This window comes from Pseudomonas sp. MWU13-2517, from assembly GCF_023242545.1.
In the GTDB taxonomy this organism is placed as follows: domain Bacteria; phylum Pseudomonadota; class Gammaproteobacteria; order Pseudomonadales; family Pseudomonadaceae; genus Aquipseudomonas.
Genome location: NZ_JALMFA010000003.1, coordinates 372,193 through 393,656, shown reverse-complemented (window position 1 = coordinate 393,656; position 21,464 = coordinate 372,193). Strand labels below are relative to the sequence as shown.

Sequence of the window (21,464 nt, the reverse complement as noted above, 5' to 3'; positions counted from 1 at the left end):
TAGTCACTGATCCGTTTTTTTTGCGCCGTGTTTGTGTGCGCATAAAAAAACGCCCAGGGTGATCAAGACTTCACATCAGAAGTCCCAGCGGGTGCCGACCATCACGTTGCGCGGCTCACCGTAGATGGCCGAGTTGTAGAAGCCCACGTTGGTGTAGTAGGACTTGTCGAAGATGTTGTTGAAGTTGACGGTTGCCGAAAGGAAACCGGATCACTGATCCTAATGCCAGTCAGTCAAGAAGGAGAAAGGCTGAAAAGTAACCCGTGGCGAGGGAGCTTGCTCCCGTTGGACTGCGCAGCAGTCCCATGCTGTGTAAACAAACAGCGGGGCCGCTTCGCGACCCAACGGGAGCAAGCTCCCTCGCCACACATACAGCGTTCACCCTTAACTGACTGGTATTAGGCGCCGCGTTGCTGTTTTTTGAACGGGTTGGCCGGTACCTGTCAGCGCTTGAGCTTGCGTTTGTTGCGGTATTGGTCGATCACCACCGCCACCACGATGATCAACCCCTTGATGATGTCCTGGATATACGCATCCACTCCGACGAAAGTGAACCCGCTGGCCATCACGCCGAGGATCAGCGCGCCGATCACGGTGCCGGTGATACGCCCTACCCCGCCCGCCAGGCTGGTGCCGCCGATCACCGCGGCGGCAATCGCATCCAGCTCATAGGACATGCCCATGCCGGCCTGGCCGGTGGCGGCACGCGCCGAAGCCACCACGCCGGCCAGCCCGGCGAGCAAGCCGGCGATGCTGTAGACAATGATCAGATGGCGCTTGACGTTGATCCCCGAGGTACGCGCCGCCTGCATGTTGCCGCCGATGGCGTAGGTGTACTTGCCGTATTTGGTGTAGCGCAGGGCGATATGGAAGATCACCGCGACCACCAGGAAAATGATCACCGGCATGGCGCCACGGCCAATCGCGGTGTATGCGTCCGAAAGCATGCTCACCGGCTGGCCTTCCGTGTAGTAACGCGCTAGGCCACGGGCCGAGACCATCATGCCCAGGGTGGCAATGAACGGCGGAATGCCGGTGACGGCAATGATGCTGCCGTTGATCGCCCCCGCCAGCAGCCCCACGCCCAGCCCCATCACCACCGGGATCCATACCGGCAAATCCGTCAGGCTTGGGAACACTGCCCGGGAAAAGTCGGACGTCTGCGCCAGGCTGGCGGCAATCATAGCCGATAGCGCCAACACGGAGCCCGAGGACAAATCGATACCCGTGGTGATGATCACCTGGGTCACGCCAATCGCCAGCAGTCCGATGATCGACACCTGCAGGATCATCAGCACCAGCCGCTGGGAGTTCATTAAAAAACTCTGGTCCCGCACAATCCAGCCAAACAGTTCAAACACCAGCCCGATGCCGATCAGCACCAGGAAAATGCTCAACTCGGTGGGCATGCGTCGACGGTTCTTGACCGGCGCCGCAGCAGGCTTGTTTTTTGTTATCGCGTTCATAGCCAATCACCTTCTTACTCTGTACGTCAGTGGACTGCCGTCATACCGGAAGCCAGCTGCATGACTTTTTCCTGGGTCGCATCCGCACGGTCCAGGGTGCCCATCAGTTCGCCTTCGTGCATCACCATCACCCGGTCGCTCATGCCCAGCACTTCGGGCAGTTCCGAGGAAATCATGATCACCGCCATGCCTTCGCTGGCGAGGAAGGCAATCAAGCGATAGATCTCAGCCTTGGCGCCCACGTCGATGCCGCGAGTGGGCTCATCGAGAATCAGCAGCCGTGGCTGGGTCATCAGCCAGCGCGCCAACAGCGCCTTCTGCTGGTTGCCGCCGGACAAGGTGTCGATGCATTGTTCGAGGGATGGGGTTTTCACACGCAGCTTCTTGCACATGTCTTCGCACAGCGCCCGCAGGGCCTTCTGCTGGATAAACCCGTTACCCGAATAATGCGGCAGCACCGCCATTTCCATGTTTTCCAGCACCGAAAGGCACGGAAACAGGCCGCTGAGCTTGCGATCTTCGGTCAGCAGCGCGAAGCCTTTTTCAATCGCCATGTGCGGATCAGTGATGCGTATGGCCTTGCCGTCGAGGGTCATTTGCCCGCCGTCGCTCGGGGTGATACCGAACAGGGTTTCTGCGACGTTGGTGCGGCCCGAGCCCATCAACCCGGCAATACCGAGAATTTCACCGGCGTGCAGGTCGAACGAGACACCCTTGAACACCCCGTCCAGCCTCAGATCGCGCACCGACAGCAGCAGCTCGCCGACCGGTGTCTCGCGCACCGGGAACAACTGGCTCAGTTCGCGGCCGACCATCATCGAGATCAGGCTGTCGCTGTTCATGCTGTCGGCACGTTGCAAGCCGATGTACTGGCCGTCACGGAACACCGCCACTTCATCGGCGATGGCGAACACTTCGTTCATTTTGTGCGTGATGTAGACAATGCCTTTGCCCTGAGACTTGAGGTCGGCAATGATCGAAAACAGGTGGGTGACTTCCTTTTCGGTGATCGCCGAGGTCGGTTCGTCCATGATCAGGATATCGGAGTCGTAGGACACCGCCTTGGCGATCTCGACCATCTGCCGTTCGGCAATGCTCAGGTTCCCCACCTGCTCTTCGGGGTCCAGGTTGATCCGCAAGCGCGCCAGCAACTCGGCGGTGCAGCGGTGCATTTCGCGGTGGTTGACCATGTGCAGGCTGTTGAGCTGCTCACGGCCGATCCAGATATTCTCGGCAATGCTCATGTGGGGCATCAGGTTGAGTTCCTGATGGATCATCGCGATCCCGGCCTTCTGCGCCGCCAAGGGTGTTTCGAACTTGATCGGCCGGCCCCGCAGGCGAATCTGGCCGGCGTCCGGTTGATAGATACCGGCAATGATCTTCATCAGCGTCGACTTGCCTGCGCCGTTCTCGCCCATCAGCGCCAGCACCGTACCTGGGCGCACCCGCAGTTGCACATCGGCCAGGGCCACGACACCGGGAAAGGCCTTGCTGACGTTGACGATTTCCAACAGGTAGGGTTCTTGCGGTTCGACAGACCGGGTACCGGGAGGCTGCGAAGCAGTCGCTTGAGCGAACATAGAAAAGTACTCCATCTGCAGGGCGGCCGAGACCGCCCTGCCGGCTTATTGTTGTTATGCCAGGGCTACTTGAAGTCTTTGAGATTGTCCGGCGTGATCAGCTTGAACGGGATGACAATGTTCTGCTCGACCGCTTCACCTTTGGCCATCTTGCGTGCCGCCTCTACCGAACCGCCCGCCTGGCCTTTTGCGTCCTGGAACACCGACACCGTCATCTCGCCCTTGGAAATCGCGTTCAAGCCATCCGGCGTACCATCCACACCGGCAATCAATACGCTGCCCGGCTTGGTACCGGCTGATTTCAAGGCCATGGCGGCACCAATGGCCATTTCATCGTTGTTGGCGAGCACGGCATTGAACTCGCGGCCCTGGGTCAACCAGTCGTTGACCAGGGTCATGCCCTTGTCACGCAGCCAGATGCCGGTCTGTTCCTGGTCGATCTTGATATCCGGGTACTTGGCCAGGACCTCCTTGATGCCCTTGGTGCGGTTGGTGGTGGAGTTGTTCGCCAGGTCACCGAGCAGGATCACGATCTTGCCCTTGCCGCCCAATTTGTCGGCGATGTACTGCATTTGCAGGCGGCCGGCCTCTTCATCATTGGAGGTCACGGCGGCGACACCTTTGGGTAGGTCCTTCTGGTCGGGTCGACGGTTGACGTAGACCAGCGGAATGCCGGCCGCGGTCGCCTCCTTGCTGATTCTTGCCGTGGAGGCGGTGTCCACCGGGTTGACGATGATCGCGTCGACTTTCTGACTGATGAAATTCTCGACCTGGCTCAATTGCTTGACCACATCAGCCCGGGCGTCTTCGAATTGCAGCTGTACGCCGTCGCCCTTGGGATAGGACTTGGCTTGCTCAACCATGAACTCACGCACGTTGGTCAGGTAGGTGTCATCGAATTGCGACATGCTCACGCCGATCTTGAGATCGGCGGCCGAAGCAAAGCCGCTGGTCAGCAGGATGGACAACGCCAGCGCGGTAAATCGGATCGGGGTCTTCATGAACGGTCTGTCTCCACATTTTTGTTGGTTTTCTGGACGTTGCGTTTATCAGAGCTCGGCGGGCAGTCGAACCACCGGTGCGCCTGGAATGCAGCACACCAGCGCGCCTTGGGTTTCGACACACAGCACATTAAGGAAGGAAAAATAAAACGGACGGGGGCGGGGCAGACCGCGTGGCGCGAAGAGGGAGCGTAAAACTCGCAGTACAGCGCTGAAGATTTTCATCTGACGGTACCTGGTTGTTTTTGATCTTGTTTTTGTTGAGCCGTGCGAATCGGGTTCGAACGTACTTTTTGCAACCTGGAAAAGACTTTATTGGAAAATAATTTCTACATCAACACATTTTAGAATTTTATTCCATTTTCGTTGAAACCACTTGCTGGCGCTCGGCGCTCAGGCGTGCGGCGTCCAATATACGGGTGGTTTCCAACGCCTCATAGGCATCCACCGGCAGCGGGCCGTGGCCCTGCACTGCACACAGCAACTGACGATAGAACTGGGTCCAGCAGCCTTTTTCCGACGGCACACGCTCGCGTTCCGGCCCCTGCTCGAACCAACCCCAGCGCCGATGTTCTTCAGCGCCCCAATGTTCACCTTCAGTTTTCGGTGACTTGCCGGCCATCAAGGCTGCTTCCTGGCCGTCCAGTCCGTCCACCGTGTAACACCCCAAGGTGCCGCTCACCCGAAAGCGCGGCGCCTGGCTGTTTTGCAACGCACTGCCCCATAAATGCGAAATCACGCCATTGGCGTGCGTCAGGCACACAAAAAAACCGTGGTCGAGGTAGGGGTGCTCGCGGCTGTACTGCAGTTGCGCAAACACCCGGTCCACGGGGCCGAACAGTTGCAGCGCCTGGTCCACCAGATGGCTGCCCAGGTCGCGCAACCAACCACCGCCACTGGCGTTGCCCACTGCTTGCGGGCTGTAGCGTTCGACCCGGGATTCAAACCGGGTGATTTCGCCCAGGACACCCGCGTCGATGAGCTTGCGCAAGGTCAGGTAATCCGAATCCCAACGCCGGTTCTGATAGACGCTCAACAGTACGCCCTGGCGTTCGGCGGCGGTAATCAGGGCTTGGGCCTGTTCAGCATTGGCGGCGAAGGGTTTGTCGCTGACCACGGTCACGCCGTGTTCGATGGCCTCCAATACCAGCGCCGGGCGGCCCTTGAGCGTCGTGGAAATGACCAGCGCGTCGACACCGGCCTCGACGATCTGGCCAATGCTGTCGAAAGCTTTCACACCGGGGTGGTCGCTGTTCAATTGTTGCCGGCGCTCCGGCGAGCGTGTCACCACCCCAACAAACGTGGCGCCCGGCAGTGTGGCAATCAGCGGCGCATGAAAGAAGCGCCCGCCGTGGCCGTAGCCGACCAGTCCAATTCGCATGCTTGAACTCCTTCTTGAACTGCACACCCAATGCAAATGTGTGGGGCTTGCTCGCTCCCACACCGACTGCAGTGCAACGATACGTTTGCGATCAGCCGTAGAAGCGCGGGCGCTCGGGCAAGCTCACCTTCACGATCTGCTCACTGCCCTGCGCCTCGATACAGGCATCCGCCGCCACCGCCGCCGCAAACCCATCCCACGCGGAAGGCCCGCCCACCTGGCCTGCGCGCACGCTGTCAATGAAGGCTTGCAACTCCACGTCGTAGGCCCCGATAAACCGATCTTTCCAATCCATCAAAATCGCGTTCGACAGTTTCGCATCACTGCGCAATTGCACCTGGGACGGCTCCGGCAGTTTGGCGATGCCGGTCTCCCCTACCACTTCGCACTGGATGTCATAGCCGTATTGGCAGTTCACAAACACTTCCACATCAATGCGCGTGCCCCTGGCGGTTTCCAGCAGCACGATCTGCGGATCGCGCAGGTGCGCCAACGCCTTGCTCGACTTGCGCGGGAACACCACTTGCACCGAGACGTAATCGTCGTCGAGCAACCAGCGCAACACGTCCAGCTCGTGGATCAGGGTGTCGGTGATCGCCATATCGGTCGTGTAGTTCTCCCCCACCGTCGGGTTGCGGTGCGCGCAGTGCAGCATCAATGGCTCGCCGATCCGGCCGCTGTCGATCACCGCCTTGAGGGCGCGATAGCCTTCGTCATACGGGCGCATAAAACCGACTTGCACCAGGCGCTTGCCATAAGCCACTTCGGCGTCGACGATCCTGCGGCAGCCTGCGGCCGTCACTGCCAGGGGTTTCTCGCAGAACACCGGCTTGCCGGCGGCGATGGCCGCCAGCACGAACTCCTCGTGGCTCGGCCCCCAGGACGTCACCAGCACCGCCTCAACCTGCGGCGAAGCGATCAGCGCATGGCCGTCCGGGTACACCTCGGCGTCCAGTTTCAAATCCGCCACCACCTGGGCCGCTTGCGCAAGGTTGATATCGGTCACTGCCACCACCTGGCTGTTGAGCAGGGTCTGGCTGCAACGACGGATATGGTCCCGGCCGATGGCGCCCGTACCGATCACTCCAAGCTTCAACGACATATATTCACTCCTCTTGTTATTAGTACTGCCGAGCCTTGGCCAACTGCTCATTGAGTTTTTTCGCCGCCGCATTCGTGCGTTCGCTGGTGGAGACCTGCGCCACGCCCACCCGCCACCACGACAGGTAGCCATGGACCATGGTCTTTGGCAGCACCTTGATGTCGATCAGCGTCGAGACGGTCTGCGTGCGCGCATCGGCCAAGGCCGCTTCCAGTTGCTCCACCGTGCTCACCCGGTAGGTCTTGCAGCCGTAAGCGGCCGCACTCATAGCGAAGTCCACCGGTACCAACCCACCATCGAGCTTGCCGCTCTCAGGGTTGCGAAAGCGGAATTCAGTGCCGAAGCTGTCCATGCCGTTGCCGATCTGCAGGTTATTGATGCAGCCGAAGGCCATGTTGTCGAACAGCACCACGTTGATTTTGCGCCGCTCCTGAATCGAGGTGGCGAGCTCCGAATGCAGCATCATGTAGGAGCCATCGCCAACCAGTGCATAGACTTCGCGGGTTGGCTCGGCCAGCTTCGCGCCCAGGGCAGCGTTGATCTCGTAGCCCATGCACGAATAGCCGTACTCGACGTGGTAAGTGTTGACGCCCTTGCTGCGCCAGGCGCGCTGCAGGTCACCGGGCAGGCTGCCGGCGGCGGCAACGATGATCGCGTCGTCGGCCAGGGTCTGGTTCAGCACGCCGAGTACGCGGCTTTGGGTCAGGCAGGAGCCGGTCAGCTCGATAAATTCGCGCAGCACCGCACGGTCCAGGCAGTCGTCGACCTCAGGCACAAAGTCGTCGCCCTGATATTCCACTTGATGCACACGCGCGATTTCGGCGTCGAGCCGAGCCTTGGCCGCGTGGATCTGCTCGCCCCACCCGGCGCGATAATCACCCAGCGCGTCGGCCAGCGCTTCAAGGGCGACTTGCGCATCCGCCAGCACTTGCACGCCATCCAGCTTCAAGGCGTCGCAGGGGCTGATATTGAGGTTGAGGAACGTCACCTCGGCATGTTTGAACAGCGATTTCGACGACGTGGTGAAGTCGGTGTACCGGGTGCCGATGCCGATGATCAGGTCCGCGTCCGGCGCCAGCAGGTTGGCCGCCAGGCAACCGGTCTCCCCCAGCCCTCCGACATTCAGCGGATGGCTGGAGACCACGGCGCTCTTGCCCGCCTGGGTTTCGGCGAACGGAATATCAAAGCGTTCGGCAAACGCTTGCAGTGCGGCATTCGCGCCGGAGTAGCGTACCCCGCCTCCGCAGATGATCAATGGTTTGCGCTTGCCCGCGAACGCCGCCACGGCATCAGCGATCATTGCCGCGGTGGGCGGGCGACGCTCGATGCGGTGCACGCGCTTTTGCAGGAAATAATCCGGATAGTCCCAGGCTTCGGCCTGCACGTCCTGGGGCAGTGCCAGGGTGACCGCGCCGGTTTCAGCCGGGTCGGTGAGCACGCGCATGGCGTGAATCGCCGCCGTCATCAACTGCTCGGGGCGGTTGATCCGGTCCCAGTACTTGCTCACGGAACGGAAGGCGTCGTTGGTGCTGATACTCAAGTCATGGAACTGTTCGATCTGTTGCAATACCGGGTCGGGCTGGCGGCTGGCGTAGACGTCGCCGGGCAACAGCAACAACGGGATGCGGTTGGCGGTGGCCGTCGCGGCGGCGGTCAGCATATTGGCCGCACCCGGCCCCACGGACGCGGTGCACGCGTAGATCTTGCGGCGCAGGTGCTGCTTGGCAAAACCGATGGCCGCATGCGCCATGCCTTGCTCGTTGCGGCCCTGATGCACCACCAGGTCACCGCTGTCCTGCTCCAGGGCCTGGCCCAGGCCCAGCACATTGCCGTGGCCGAAAATCGTGAACACCCCGGCGACAAACTTGCTCTGCACGCCATCGACTTCGATGTATTGGTTATCCAGGAATTTCACCAGGGCCTGGGCCATGGTCAGTCGAGTTGTGGTCATGAAGCGCCCCTTAAAGGTCCAGCAGCCAGCTGTGCTGCGGGTCGTTATGGAAATGCCAGGCACGCTTGGGGCCGGCCATCACGTTCAAGTAATAGGACTCATAGCCATACGGCACGCTGACCGGGTGATAGCCCTTGGGCACCACCACCAAGTCGCTGTTTTCCACGGCCATGGCCTGGTCGATGCTGCGGTCATCGGTGTAGACACGCTGGAACACGAAGCCCTGCGGCGGGTTGATCTGGTGGTAGTAGGTTTCTTCGAGAAAACTCTGGCGCGGCAGGTCGTCGGTATCATGCTTGTGCGGCGGGTAGCTCGACGAATGCCCGGACGGCGTGCGCACTTCCACCACCAGCAGTGAATGAGCCGGCTCGCTGTCGGGCAGGATGTCGCAGACATAGCGGGTGTTCGCGCCCTTGCCACGCACGCTGCGCTTGCACTGTTCGGGGCGGATCAGGCGGGGTTCGAAACCCACTGCGCCGGGCGCGGCGCAGACGGCAATTTGCACATCGCTCAACGCCGTCACTTGGGCATCGGTGCCGGGCGGCAGGTAGGCGGCGAACGGGGATTTATCCTCGAACACCGACTGACGATCGCCGAGGTTCTGCCAGTTGAAGCCCTCGCCCTGGATATTGACCCGACCACTGAGCAGCACCAGGCACAACTCTTTATCCCCGGCGCTGACCGGCAGGGTTTCGCCCAGGCTCAGGCGGTAAGCGGAAAAACCCACATACTCCAGGCGCCCGGCTTCCAAGGCGACCATGGTTTGTCCGCGTTTACTGCTTTTGACCAGCAAGCTCATCACTCAAACCCTCTCGTTGAGAAGCGCGCGCAAGGTGTCGTAACCCTTTTTGGCGTAGATGTAGCTGGGTGCCACAGCCGGGTCCTGCTCGGCTTCCACCACCAGCCAGCCCTCGTACTTCGCGGCCAGCAGCACATCAAGCAGTTCGGCAAAATCGATATCGCCGTCACCCGGCACAGTGAAGGTGCCGTTGACGATGCAATCGGGGAAGCTCCACATCTGGTTGCGCGCCAGTTGCACCACGGGTTTGCGCACGTCCTTGAAATGCACGTGGCAAACGCGGTCGATGTGTTTGCGCAGCACCTCGACAGGTTCGCCGCCGCCCATGTAGCAGTGGCCGGAATCGAACAACAGGCCGACTTCAGGGCCTGTCCGGCGCATAAGCTGGTCGATGTCTTCAGGCGACTCGACGTAGGCGCCCATATGGTGGTGATAGGCCAGGCGCACACCTTGGGACAGGGTGAAACGCGCCAATTCTGTGAGTTTGTCGGCGTATGCCTGCCAGGCTTGCTCGCTGTGCAGGCGCGGACGTTCGATCAGGCGGATACGCGAGCCTTGGATGGAGTCGGCGACTTCGCCATACACCAGCACCGTGGCGCCATTCTGTTTGAGCAGTTCGACGTGGCCGGCGATGGCTTCGATTTCTTCGGCCACCGAACGCCGCGCCAGGCGGCTGGAGTACCAGCCGGAGACCAGCGCCAGGTCGTAGGGGCGCAACACGTCGGCGACGCCCTTGGCGTCCTTGGGGAATTTGCCGTTGAGTTCAAAACCTTCGTAGCCGATGTCCTTGCCTTCGCTGAGGGCCGTGCTCAAGGGCGTTTCACCGCCCAGGGCCGGCAGGTCGTCGTTGCTCCAGGAGATCGGGTTAATGCCAATTCGGATTGCGGGCATGGCTGCACCTTTTGTTTTTATCCAGAGATCGCTCGGATCTGCTTGATGTAGAAGGGGCTTGCCCCCTCCCACATTTGATTGCATTTCAAGTTGAAAACGGTGTTCAGGATCGCGCACTGCACCAGGCGTTGATCAGTTGTTCAAACGTTGCCTGCACGTGCTCAATCAGGGTCTGATCATCAATCTCCCCCGCCATCCACGCCCGGCTCGGCGCCTGGAAGATCGTACGGCCCACGGCGAAACCCCGGCAGGTGGTACTGTGGCTGGCTTGCAGGAAGCCATTGGCGAGGCTTTCAGCCGATGCATTCAGGCCCAGCAGCACCACGCCACGGCAGTACGGGTCGCGCTCCTGGATCAGTTCGTCGAGCTTTTTCCAGTCCTCGGCCGACTGCGCTTCGATCTTCCACCACGCCGGGTAGATGCCCAGGTTGTACAGGCGCTTGAGGCTGCGATACAGCACATCCGGGTAAGTGGATGGATGATCCTTGGGCGGGATGACCTCCAGCAGCAGTTCATGGCCGCTGACCAGGGAAGCCTCATACACCGCCTTGAGTTGCGCTTCCTGTTCCAGGCGCAGCAGCGGCTCGTCGTCCGGGTGGAATTGCACCAGGCACTTGATGATTTGCTCCTGGGGCCAGGCGATCAAGTTACTGCCGACCGAACGGCCGTGCTCGAACGCCAGGGGCCGCGAGTTCTGCACCTCCACCGGACGCGCAATCCACCAGCCGCGACCGCTCGCGGAGTTGAGCGCATCCTGGCCAAAACGTTGGTCGGCCAGCAGGCCAACATCGGCTTCGATACCCTGCTCACTGAGTTTTTTCTCTACCCGTTCGATGGCCTGGATGAACAGTTGCTTGATCGCGCTGATGCGCTCCGGGCCCTGCCCGCCCTTTTGCGCCAGGTCCACCAATTGCCAGCGGTGGTCGAAGGCAAACACGAACAACTGCTTCCAGGCCTTGCGCGGCACCGTGACGCGATGCAGGCGTTGCAGGGTGACATCCTGATCCGGCCGGGTGATGGGCACCGGGCTGTTGAACAGGTAATCCAGTTCGGCGGGCGTCGGCATCGCCGGAGCGCAGGCATGGCGCGACACCACCAGGCCGCCACAGGCATTGGCCAACTGGCTGCAACGCTCATCGCTAGCATCGTTCAGCCAACCGCTGAGGAAGCCCGACATAAACGCATCGCCGGCGCCCAATACATTGAGCACTTCAACCCGCACGCCGGGATAGATCGCGCCGTCTTCCAGGCGCGGCGGGATTGCGCCGTGGATCACCGTGCAGCCCTGCGGGCCGAGCTTGACCACCAAGGTGGCCGGGGTCAGTTCACGCACGGTGCGCAGGGCGGTCAACAGATCTTCACTGCCGCCGGCGATCAGGAACTCTTCTTCAGTGCCAACGATAAGGTCGAAAAGCGGCAGGATTTTCTGCACGTGCTGGCTGACATTCTGGTTGGCGACAAACCGGGTTTCACCGTCCGCCTTGCCTGCCAGGCCCCAGAGTACCGGGCGGTAGTCGATGTCCAGCACACGCTTGACGTCATGCCGGGCGGCATAGTCCAGGGCCTGGAGACTGGCCTTGTACACGCCATCGGTGGAGAAATGCGTGCCGGTGATCAGCAGGGCTTTGCTGGACGCAATGAAGGCTTCGCTGATGTCTTCGGCACGCAGCGCCATGTCCGCGCAGTTTTCGCGGTAGAACACCAGGGGGAAGGTTTCTCGGTCCTTGAGGCCGAGCAGCACCAGGGCGGTGAGGCGTTCAGGGTCGACTTTGATGCCGCTGACATCGCAGCCTTCACGGGCCAGGGACTCGACCAGGAAACGGCCCATATGGTCATCCCCTACCCGACTCAGCATCGCCGACCTGAGCCCCAGTCGCGCCGTGCCGAACGCGATATTGGCGGAAGACCCGCCGAGGTACTTGGCAAAACTGGACACGTCCTCAAGCCGCGCACCCACTTGCTGTGCGTAGAGGTCGACGCCCAAGCGCCCGAGGCAAATCAGATCCAATTGACGCCCACTGGCAAAACGAGTCTGGCCCATGCTGGCTCCTGTTATTTTTATCAGCCTGCGTTGTGCTCCGTGACGGCGGCAAACGCTCTTGGTGGAAGCAGACTAGAACGTCCGGCGGCCTCAATCAATATTTATTCCATAATTATTTTATGTGGAATATTTTTTCCAATAAGCTGACATAATGGCCCGCCAGCCACCGTGCATCGTTTCAGCAAGCCGCGCGGACCGTGATGCCGGGGTATTTTTTTGCGCCTACCCTGTAGACTTGCGCCACCATCAGCGCAACAGATGAAAACGCCAGAAGGATTGCCCATGTCCCGCACCGATCCCGAGACCACCCTGGAAGGAAACATCGCCAGCCCTCCGATCAATGCCGAACGCCTGTTGCAGCTGATCACCGACGAATACGAAAGCCTGCCACGCCAGCTCAAACGCATCGCCAGCTACATGAGCCAGCAGAGCGACCGAATCATGGTCGACCGCATCAGCGACATCGCCCGCGAATGCGAAGTGCACCCGTCGGCCATCGTGCGCTTTTCCCAACGGTTCGGCTTCAGCGGGTTCAGTGAAATGCAGGCGCTGTTTCGCGAGGCGTATACCCACAAGACCACGCCGGTGCAGAACTATCAGCAGCGCATCCGCAGCATGATCGCCAACAAGTCGCAGAAAGCCAGCGGCGGCGACCTGGCACGTGAATGCGTCAACGCGACACTGTCCGGCATCGAGCGCCTGGGGCTGGAACTCGACGACGCGGCGTTCGACAAAGCCGTCGACCTGGTGGTCAACGCCGACAATATCTATGTGGTCGGCGTACGCCGCTCCTTCGCCGTGGCCGATTACCTGGTCTACAACCTGCAACACACCAACAAGCGCATTCACCTGATTTCGGGTCTGGGCGGCAGCTACCGCGAACAGATGCGCAGCGTGCGGGCCAACGACCTGGTGATCGCCATCAGTTTTACGCCCTACGGCAAAGAGACCCAGCACTGCCTGCGCATCGCCCAGCACCAACAGGCCAAGACCCTGATCATCACCGACAGCAACCTGTCGCCCCTGGCCAAGCGGGCCAATACGGTGTTGTTGGTGAATGAAGGTTCCTCGTTCGCCTTCCGCTCGTTGAGCGCCACCCTGTGTCTGTGCCAGGCGCTGTTCATTGCGGTGGCGTATCGCCTGGAATTGAAAGTGGACGAGATTCATGAGCAGGTCGGGTTCGAAGACTGAGCGGCAGACACCGAGTCACCTCGCCATCAGCAATTTCGCCAGCACTCGGCCGTGGAAACGGATCTGCGCCAGGGTCAGCGCGGTATAGCCGATGATCACCGCCGGCGCCAGGCGTGCCTCCACGCAGAACTTGCCCAGCGGCTGCAACGCCAACCCGACGGCAGCGGCGCGCTCGCAAAAATCCTGTTCTTCCACGCCCGGCGGCAACCACAGTACAAAGTGCAGCCCAGCCTGCTGGCCAGTCACTGAGCAGCCATCGGGCAGGCACGCGAGCAATGCATCGCGCCGTGCCTGATAAGCCTGGCGGGAAGCGCGCAGGTGACGCACAAAGGCACCGCTGCCGAGGAACTCCACCAGCCCCAGTTGATCCGTGGCGCCCACCGAATGCCCGGTGAGTTGCAGGGTCCGCAACAACGCGGGGCGCACCACCTTGGGCACCACCATGAAACCTACGCGCAGACCGGGGAACAGGTTCTTGTTGAAACTGCCGCAGTAGAGCACCCGGTCGCCGCAATCCAGGGATTTGAGCGCCGCCAGGGGCGCGCTGTTGTAGTTGTACTCGCTGTCGTAGTCATCTTCGATCACCCAGGCGTCGGCGCGGCCGGCCCAATCCAACAGCGCCAGGCGCCGCGAGACCGAGAGGGTCATGCCCAGCGGTGCCTGGTGCGCCGGGGTCACGTAGGCCAGGCGCGCGGTGTCCGGCAACTGGTCGCAATCAAGGCCTTCAGCCGTTACCGGGATGGCTTGAATGTGCGCCCCCGCCAGGCTGAACAGGCGACGCGCCGGCTTATAGCCGGGGTCTTCAACGCAGGCCGTGTCGCCGGGCTTGAGCAGCGTGCGGGCGATCAGGTCAAGGGCGTGGCGAATGCCGGTGGTGACGATCACTTCATCCGCCTCGCATTGCAGGCCACGATAGCTGCGCAGGTAATCGGCGATCTGTTCACGCAGGGCCGGCAACCCGGCCAGGTGGCTGGCTTCCAGCACGCCGGGGCCGACGGTGAGCAGACCACGGGAAATGCAGCGGGCCCAGGTCTTCAAGTCGAACAGTCCGGCATCCGGACGCCGTGCCACGAAGGGCACATGGCTTTGCACCGCCGCGTCAGGCTGATCAGGCAGTGCCACACGGCGCGAGCTTGTGCCGGGTGCCGCGGCTGCAATGAATTGCTCGGGGATCACCGCACACACGCGAGTGCCTGAACCGGCTACCCGCTGCACGTAGCCTTCGCCCTGCAAGCGTTCGTAAGCGGCCTCAAGGGTACCCCGCGACACCAACCAACGTTCGGCCAGGTTGCGGGTGGACGGCAAGCGACTGCCCGCCGGCAGTTGCCGGTTCAGGATGGCTGTACGCAACGCATCGTAAGCGCCCTGCTGCTTGCCGGCGTCCAAGGCCGCGGGACGTGGCAGGTCCAAGGCGGATGCGGCTTTTCCTCGACTCATAAGTGGTCCAATCGCTCCAGGCATAAGTGGCTCAAAGGATTAAACCACAAAGCCAGTAGAGTTCAGGACTCAACGAACTGCATCGAGGCTTTCCATGACACAACGCGCCCTCTCCACCGGTTTCTGGCTGGTGCTGCTGACCGCACTGATCGCCTTGCCGCGTATCACCCTGGACATGCACCTGCCGGCCCTCCCCGCCATGGCTGACTATTTCCACGCCCGCGACGCCCAACTGCAATTGACCCTCACGCTGTACGCCTTGGGCTCGGCGATTTCGCTGCTGGTCAGCGGCCCGTTGACCGACCGCTTCGGCCGTCGACCGGTACTGCTCAGCGGCCTGTTCCTGTATGTAGCGGCCACGGCCGCCTGTGCCTTGTCCGACAACCTCGGCGTGCTGATCATCGCCCGCCTGTTCCAGGCCCTGGGCGGATGCTGCACCACCGTGATCGGTCGGGTGATCGTGCGCGACTACTTCGACCGCGAGGAACAGGCGCGCCTGCTGGGCTTGATCTCCATGGCCATGGCCGTGTCGCCGATGGCCGCGCCCGTGCTGGGTAGCCTGATGCTGCCCTTGATCGACTGGCGCGGGCTGTTCGTGCTGCTGGGGCTGATCGGAGCCGTGCTGTACCTAGTGGTGTATCACCGCCTGCCGGAAACCCGTCCGGCACAGGTTGCTGCTGCGCCGCCGAGCAATCTGTCGCAGCTCTACCGCCAACTGCTGCGTGACCGCTATTTCCTGCGCTATTCGCTCGCCATCGGCTGCGTGTACAGCACGTACTTTCCGTTCATCAGTGAGTCGTCGGCCCTGCTGCAGCGCGGTTTTCACTTGTCTGCCACGGCTTACGCGCTGGTGTTTGCCGCCACGATCAGCGGCTACATGCTGGGCGCGAACCTGTTTCGGCGGCTGGTGCAACGCTTCGAACCCGACCGTTTGATCAGCGCCGCCATCGGTTTGAACATCGTGGGCAGCGTGACGCTGGCCACGGCAACCACCCTGTTGCCGGGGGAATGGCTGGCAATTGTGCTGCCCATGGTGGTGATCATGGTGTCGGTGGGCATGGCGATTCCAGCCTGCCAGCTGTCGGTGTTGCAACCCTATGGCGCGGTAGCCGGGACGGCCTCCGGGCTGTTCTTCTTTATCCAGATGTTCATCACCGCCGTGGGCAGTTGGCTCACGGGGTTGCTGTCGGATGGCACGTCAACCGCCTTGGTGATCATGACGTCAGCCGCCAGTGTGTTGCTGGCCAGCAGTTGGCTCGCCTTGCAGCAAAAAGCCGCGCCTGTTGGCTACTGCCAGTCAGTTAAGCGATAGAGCGGACAACGAGTAACCTGTGGCGAGGGAGCTTGCTCCCGTTGGGTCGCGAAGCGGCCCCAGCTTTGGGCTTGAAAAGACTGGGCCTGCTACGCAGCCCAACGGGAGCAAGCTCCCTCGCCACAGGTACTTTTTAGCCTTTCTCTTTCTTAACTGACTGGCATTACGCCTGTCGGCCAGGTGCGGCTTGAGTGAAGCAACAATCAACGGTGGGCAAGACTCATGGGTAGATGGGTTGATGTTCAGGGCTGACGTACGGGGGTGCTGCTCTGACCGGTATAAAAACCCGTTTCTGATAGCAAAAAAAAACGCGCCGGGATGTCCCGGCGCGTTTTTTTATTTCGGCGATCAGTGCATGAAGATCGCGATCAGGATGATGACCGGGATAGGCACACCGAGGAACCACAGCAGTAATGAGCGCATGAGACTGTTCTCCTTGAATTAACGAACGTAGGTTTCGGTTTCGACATACACCACGGCATCCCGACGACGACCGCCGAAGGTGGCGGCGAAGCTGGCGAAGAACGCACCGATCAACAGCGTGATGAAGGTCCACAGCGAGGTGTAGGCGGCGACTTTCGCAGCGGTGTCGGCAGCCTGCTTGGCTTTGAGCTTGGCGTCTTCGATGGCTTTGCGGGCATCGCCGTAGACCTTGTCGATACGCGCTTCGGCATCGGCCTGGCTGAGGTTGGTGCGCTGGCTGATCAACTGGGCCAGGTAGGTACGGTCTTCAGGTGCAAGCTGACCGTCGTTGCTCAGGGTGCGGGTGAAGATGCGTGCAACCACACCATGGGCAGCGTCATCGCTGACCGCGGCTGGGCGGTCATCGCGGAACAGGCTGTCGACGTAATAATCGAAGTCACCGCTGTTGGCACCCTTGGCGGCACCACCGGCTGCTTGCGTCAGGCCGCTGGCGGCACCCGAGGCAACGGACGCACCGGCTTTCACACCACCGCTGACCACATTGCTGACCGAACCGACCACCAGCATCGCGGTGACCAGCGTGGCGACGGCCCATGCGAGGAAACCATGGGCGGTGTCGCGGAAGTACACTTCATCGCCATGCATATTGGCCCACTTCACACGCAACCGACCGGCGATGTAACCGCCCAGGCCGGACGCGACGATCTGGGTGAAGGCCAACCAGACAATGGTAGAAATGCCAAGCCCCTTGGCGCTGATGCCGCTGTCGGCCCACGGCGACACCGCCGAGAAACCCAGGCCAAAGCCCAGCAACACCAGTATCAGGGAAAGCGCGGCCGCCGCTGCGGCTCCGGCGAAGATAGCCCCCCAGGAAACCCCAGAGTGCGTGCTCGACTCTTGCAGCGTGGATGAGGATGTGATCATTGTTGTTTCGCTCCAGGCATGAAAAATAGTGTTACAAGTCCCAAAAGGGACAGTGCAGGCACCATGCCAGTCGTCGACAAAAATAAAACCTATATATTTCAACAAATTAAATAAGTTGAACTTCTCAAAACCGTGCAACTTGCAAGAATGGCCCGTAACGGGTGGGCGTTATGCACTTTCAGCCGCCGAATGGCCGGTTTGACCAACATGAATATTTTTTTAGTAAGCCCGTTATCATTTCTTGGCAAAATGCCCCCACTTCTAGTGTGAACGCTCACCAGGTAATCCTATGACACGCATTTTGACCATCGAGGATGACGCCGTAACGGCCCGCGAGATCGTCGCCGAGCTGAGTAGCCATGGACTGGACGTAGATTGGGTGGACAACGGCCGCGAAGGGTTGGTCCGTGCCGTAAGTGGTGATTACGATCTGATCACCCTCGATCGCATGCTGCCGGAACTCGATGGCCTGGCCATCGTCACCACACTGCGTACCATTGGGGTGTCCACGCCGATCTTGATGATCAGCGCCCTCTCCGACGTCGACGAGCGTGTGCGCGGCCTGCGCGCCGGCGGTGATGACTACCTGACCAAGCCGTTCGCCTCCGACGAGATGGCCGCCCGGGTCGAAGTGTTGTTGCGGCGCAAAAGCACGGTCAAGGAACTCGAAACCGCCCTGCGCGTGGCCGACCTCGAACTGAACCTGATCACCCGCGAAGCCAGCCGCGCCGAACAACCGCTGAGCCTGTTGCCCACCGAATACAAACTGCTGGAATTCCTGATGCGCAACACCGGGCAGATCCTGTCGCGGATGATGATTTTCGAGGAAGTCTGGGGTTATCACTTCGACCCGGGCACCAACTTGATCGACGTGCACATCGGTCGCCTGCGCAAAAAAATCGATCCACCGGGCCTCACGCCGTTGATCCGCACGGTACGAGGTTCCGGGTATGTCATTGCTGAACCCCTCTAAGGGCTGGCGCTCTTCCAGCAGCCGCTTGCTCGCGCTGTACAGTTCGTTGTTCGTGGCGTGGAGCTGCATCCTCATGGGGGTGCTTTATTACGAGGTCTCGGGTTACCTGGGCGACTTGTCGCGTCACTCCCTGATGCAGCGCCAGCACCTGTTCCAGCGTTTCGACGGCGAGGAACTGGTAGAAGCACTCACCACCAGCATGACCTTCGACATGAAGGGCGTGGACGCCTACGGTTTGTTCGATGAGCAGTTCCGCCCCTTGAGCGGGCCGATCCGTGCGGTACCGCCTGACCTGCCCCTGGACGGCAAGATCCACGCCCTGGCCAATTGCGTCGACTCCGACGACCCCAAACTGCCCAAGGACAGCTGCGACGCCGTCGCCACCCACACCGAAGACGGCCGCTGGCTGGTGCTGGTGCGCGCCAACGGCTCGCTGTTCGGCGTCACCCGGATCATCTGGCACGCCCTGCTGTGGGCACTGTCCCTGACCATCATCCCGGGCGCTGCCGGTTGGCACTTATTGCGTCGCCAGCCGCTGCGGCGCATCCGTGGCATCCAGGCCAGCGCCGAGGCCATCGTCGCCGGCGACCTGACGCACCGCTTGCCGCTGTCCAACCGCCGTGACGAGCTGGATATGCTTGCGGCGATCGTCAACGCCATGCTCGACCGCATCGAAAAACTGATGAACGAGGTCAAGGGCGTGTGCGACAACATCGCCCATGACCTGCGCACCCCGCTGACACGCCTGCGCGCGCAGCTCTACCGCATCAAGCAACAAGCTGAAGAAGACTCGGCGCATGCGGTCAAGCTGGATGACGCCATTGCCGAAACCGACACACTGATGGCGCGTTTTCGCGGGCTGCTGCGGATCTCCGAGCTGGAAGACCACCAACGGCGCTCGGGCTTTCTGGTGCTGGACCCATTGCCGCTGCTGCGCGAACTGCATGACTTCTACCTGCCCCTGGCGGAAGAAGGCGAAATGGAGTTGGTGCTGCAAGCCCCCGAGTCCCTGCCATGGATCACCGGCGACCGCGCACTGCTGTTCGAAGCCTTGAGCAACCTCTTGAGCAACTCGATCAAGTTCACCCCAGCCGGGGGTAAGGTCATCCTGCGCGCAGCCAGTGACATGGGCAGCACGCGCATCGAAGTGCTCGACTCAGGCCCCGGCATCCCGGTGGACGAGCGCAAGTCGGTGTTCCAGCGCTTCTATCGGGTGGATGAAAGCGATCAACAAGGCGGCTTCGGCTTGGGTCTCTCGATCGTCGCAGCGATCATCAACCTGCATGGCTTCAAGCTGGAGGTCGGCACCAGTGAGCTGGGCGGCGCCCGGCTGGTGCTGGAGTGCCGCCAGCAATTGATGCCCGAGTAACGGTACCGAGGGGCCGGGCGCGTCCTAGAGCACAGCCCCCATCGCCTTGATCAACACTGGGTCGCGCCCATAGATATCGGGCGCGTACACCAACCCACCCTGGCGATCTACTTCCACCGTCCAATAGCCCAGCAGCACCGGCACCGGCGTGGCCAGCCTGAACTCATGGGTCACACCAGTGGCCAGCAACTCATCGGTGCGCGTACGTTCGGCCGGGCTCACCAACAGGTCGCGCAACAACAACGGTTGCTCCACCCGCACACACCCGGAACTGAACGCCCGCGGGCCTTTGGTAAACAGCGGCTGGCTGGGCGTGTCGTGCAGGTACACCGAGTACGGGTTGGGGAAGCGCATCACGATCTTGCCCAGCGGGTTGCGCGGACCGGCGTCCTGGCGCAGCAGGATATTGCCGGGGCGGGCCCAGTCGATTTGCTCCGGCGCCAGCGGATGGCCTTCGGCGTCGAGCACTTGCAGGTTTTGCTGGCGCAGGTATTCGGGGTTGAGGCGGATGGCCGGGAGTTTATCCTCGCGCATGATGGTCGGCGGGATGGTCCAGGTGGGGTTGAGGGTCAACCGGGTGATGCGTGATTTCAGCAGCGGCGTCTGGCGTTCGGCACGGCCCACTTGCAAGCGCGTCTGCCACACGGGGATGCCACTTTGGTATACGCTCAATTGCGCCGCCGCGACATTGACCACCACCCCCTCCGGCTCCAGGTCCTGGGCCAGCCAGCGGAAACGCTCCAGGTTGATGCGCAGTTGGTCGCGACGCATGGCCGGGCTGATGTTGAGTTCGGCCACGGTGCCCGCCCCGATCACGCCATCCGCTTGCAACGAGTGGCTTTGCTGGAAAGCCTTCACTGCCTTGACCAGTTCGTCACGGTATTGCCGGCCGGTGCCAGTCGGCGCCTTGGCCAGATAACCGCCGCTGAACAAGCGGCGCGCCAGTTCCGGCACGCGCGGGTCGTCCATGCCGGGGCGCAGCAAGGGGCCGTTGCCAACCGGGTCCCAGTGGGGCAACGGCTGCAGGCGCGCGGTCGCGTAGGCATTGCGCAGGCTGCGATACAAGTCGGCGCCGGGGCGGGCCTGGTCGAACCCTTGCGCCATGTCTTGCAGGCCTGTCGCGGCAAACGCCAGCACCTGGGCGTCAGGGTCATGGAGGGGCGGCTGGGAATGCCAGAGCGGCTCGTAACGCGATTGCTGCAGGCGACCGTAATGCAGGTCCTGCAAGGCTTGCAGGTACTGGCGGCTGGCGTCGATATCACTGCACAGCACGTTGGCCGTGGCGTCTACCGCAGGCAGGCTATAGTGGGTAGGGTCCAGGCCATCGTCGGCCAGCAGTTGCAACTGGGCCTGCAACGCTGGGCGGCGCTCGCCCGTGGCCCACAACGCGGCGTCACCCTGCTGCTGGTAGAACGCTTGCAGTCGCGCCAGCGCCGCGGGGTCGATATGGGGAGCCAGGTCAGGGCAGGCGCTGGGCAGTTGCGCCAGGGCCATCTGGATCGGGCTGGGTGAAACCACGGGCACCGCGTCTGCCGGCAACGCCTCGGCTGTTGCGACCAGTGGTGCAACGAGCAGGCAAATGCTCAAGTAACATGCGTGTTTTTTGAACAATGACTTGGCTCC

The 21,464-nt window shown here is 61.5% G+C and carries 16 protein-coding genes; 4 read left to right on the top strand and 12 right to left on the bottom strand.

Translation table 11 applies throughout. The annotated features are described in order from the left end of the window. Positions 1–443: 443 nt before the first annotated feature. From M5B97_RS06875 to iolC, 9 genes are all read right to left on the bottom strand, one after another. A complete protein-coding gene (locus M5B97_RS06875; RefSeq protein WP_248731083.1) occupies positions 444–1,466 on the bottom strand; it encodes an ABC transporter permease in 1,023 nt (340 codons plus the stop codon). A gap of 26 nt (positions 1,467–1,492) precedes the next feature. Continuing rightward, positions 1,493–3,046: a sugar ABC transporter ATP-binding protein gene (locus M5B97_RS06870; protein WP_248731082.1), complete on the bottom strand. Its 1,554-nt coding sequence runs from the start codon at positions 3,044–3,046 to the stop codon at positions 1,493–1,495. Positions 3,047–3,111: 65 nt separating this feature from the next. Further along, the gene (locus tag M5B97_RS06865) at positions 3,112–4,047 is read right to left on the bottom strand and encodes a sugar ABC transporter substrate-binding protein (protein ID WP_248731081.1); all 936 of its coding nucleotides are present in this window, start codon (positions 4,045–4,047) and stop codon (positions 3,112–3,114) included. Between the two features lie 352 nt (positions 4,048–4,399). Beyond that, the gene (locus M5B97_RS06860; protein ID WP_248731080.1) at positions 4,400–5,428 is read right to left on the bottom strand and encodes a Gfo/Idh/MocA family oxidoreductase; all 1,029 of its coding nucleotides are present in this window, start codon (positions 5,426–5,428) and stop codon (positions 4,400–4,402) included. A 91-nt stretch (positions 5,429–5,519) separates the two neighbouring features. After that, positions 5,520–6,530: a Gfo/Idh/MocA family oxidoreductase gene (locus tag M5B97_RS06855; protein WP_248731079.1), complete on the bottom strand. Its 1,011-nt coding sequence runs from the start codon at positions 6,528–6,530 to the stop codon at positions 5,520–5,522. A gap of 19 nt (positions 6,531–6,549) precedes the next feature. Continuing rightward, the gene (gene iolD / locus M5B97_RS06850; protein ID WP_248731078.1) at positions 6,550–8,481 is read right to left on the bottom strand and encodes a 3D-(3,5/4)-trihydroxycyclohexane-1,2-dione acylhydrolase (decyclizing); all 1,932 of its coding nucleotides are present in this window, start codon (positions 8,479–8,481) and stop codon (positions 6,550–6,552) included. A 10-nt stretch (positions 8,482–8,491) separates the two neighbouring features. Then, the gene (gene iolB, locus M5B97_RS06845) at positions 8,492–9,280 is read right to left on the bottom strand and encodes a 5-deoxy-glucuronate isomerase (protein WP_123718130.1); all 789 of its coding nucleotides are present in this window, start codon (positions 9,278–9,280) and stop codon (positions 8,492–8,494) included. A 3-nt stretch (positions 9,281–9,283) separates the two neighbouring features. Beyond that, on the bottom strand, positions 9,284–10,171 hold the full coding sequence (gene iolE, locus M5B97_RS06840) for a myo-inosose-2 dehydratase (protein ID WP_248731077.1): 888 nt from the start codon (positions 10,169–10,171) through the stop codon (positions 9,284–9,286). A gap of 103 nt (positions 10,172–10,274) precedes the next feature. Continuing rightward, positions 10,275–12,212, bottom strand: a complete 1,938-nt coding sequence (gene iolC / locus M5B97_RS06835; protein WP_248731076.1) for a 5-dehydro-2-deoxygluconokinase — start codon at positions 12,210–12,212, stop codon at positions 10,275–10,277. A 282-nt stretch (positions 12,213–12,494) separates the two neighbouring features. On the opposite strand from iolC, the gene M5B97_RS06830 reads away from it, so the two are divergent. Continuing rightward, complete coding sequence (locus tag M5B97_RS06830) at positions 12,495–13,403, top strand: MurR/RpiR family transcriptional regulator (RefSeq protein WP_123718127.1); 909 nt, start codon at positions 12,495–12,497, stop codon at positions 13,401–13,403. 15 nt (positions 13,404–13,418) lie between these two features. Here M5B97_RS06830 and M5B97_RS06825 read toward each other — a convergent pair whose 3' ends face one another. After that, complete coding sequence (locus M5B97_RS06825) at positions 13,419–14,840, bottom strand: PLP-dependent aminotransferase family protein (protein WP_248731075.1); 1,422 nt, start codon at positions 14,838–14,840, stop codon at positions 13,419–13,421. Between the two features lie 94 nt (positions 14,841–14,934). On the opposite strand from M5B97_RS06825, the gene M5B97_RS06820 reads away from it, so the two are divergent. Further along, on the top strand, positions 14,935–16,152 hold the full coding sequence (locus tag M5B97_RS06820; protein WP_248731074.1) for a multidrug effflux MFS transporter: 1,218 nt from the start codon (positions 14,935–14,937) through the stop codon (positions 16,150–16,152). Positions 16,153–16,593: 441 nt separating this feature from the next. On the opposite strand, the gene M5B97_RS06815 is transcribed toward M5B97_RS06820, so the two are convergent. Then, entirely contained in the window at positions 16,594–17,499 is a 906-nt protein-coding gene (locus M5B97_RS06815; protein WP_248731073.1) for a hypothetical protein, read from the bottom strand. 289 nt (positions 17,500–17,788) lie between these two features. On the opposite strand from M5B97_RS06815, the gene M5B97_RS06810 reads away from it, so the two are divergent. Both M5B97_RS06810 and M5B97_RS06805 read left to right on the top strand, forming a co-directional pair. After that, entirely contained in the window at positions 17,789–18,472 is a 684-nt protein-coding gene (locus M5B97_RS06810; RefSeq protein WP_060757182.1) for a response regulator transcription factor, read from the top strand. Beyond that, positions 18,450–19,841: a HAMP domain-containing sensor histidine kinase gene (locus tag M5B97_RS06805; protein WP_123718122.1), complete on the top strand. Its 1,392-nt coding sequence runs from the start codon at positions 18,450–18,452 to the stop codon at positions 19,839–19,841. Before M5B97_RS06810 ends, M5B97_RS06805 begins: the two co-directional genes overlap by 23 nt. Positions 19,842–19,865: 24 nt before the next feature. On the opposite strand, the gene M5B97_RS06800 is transcribed toward M5B97_RS06805, so the two are convergent. Next, complete coding sequence (locus M5B97_RS06800; protein WP_248731072.1) at positions 19,866–21,452, bottom strand: L,D-transpeptidase family protein; 1,587 nt, start codon at positions 21,450–21,452, stop codon at positions 19,866–19,868. Positions 21,453–21,464: the final 12 nt, after the last annotated feature.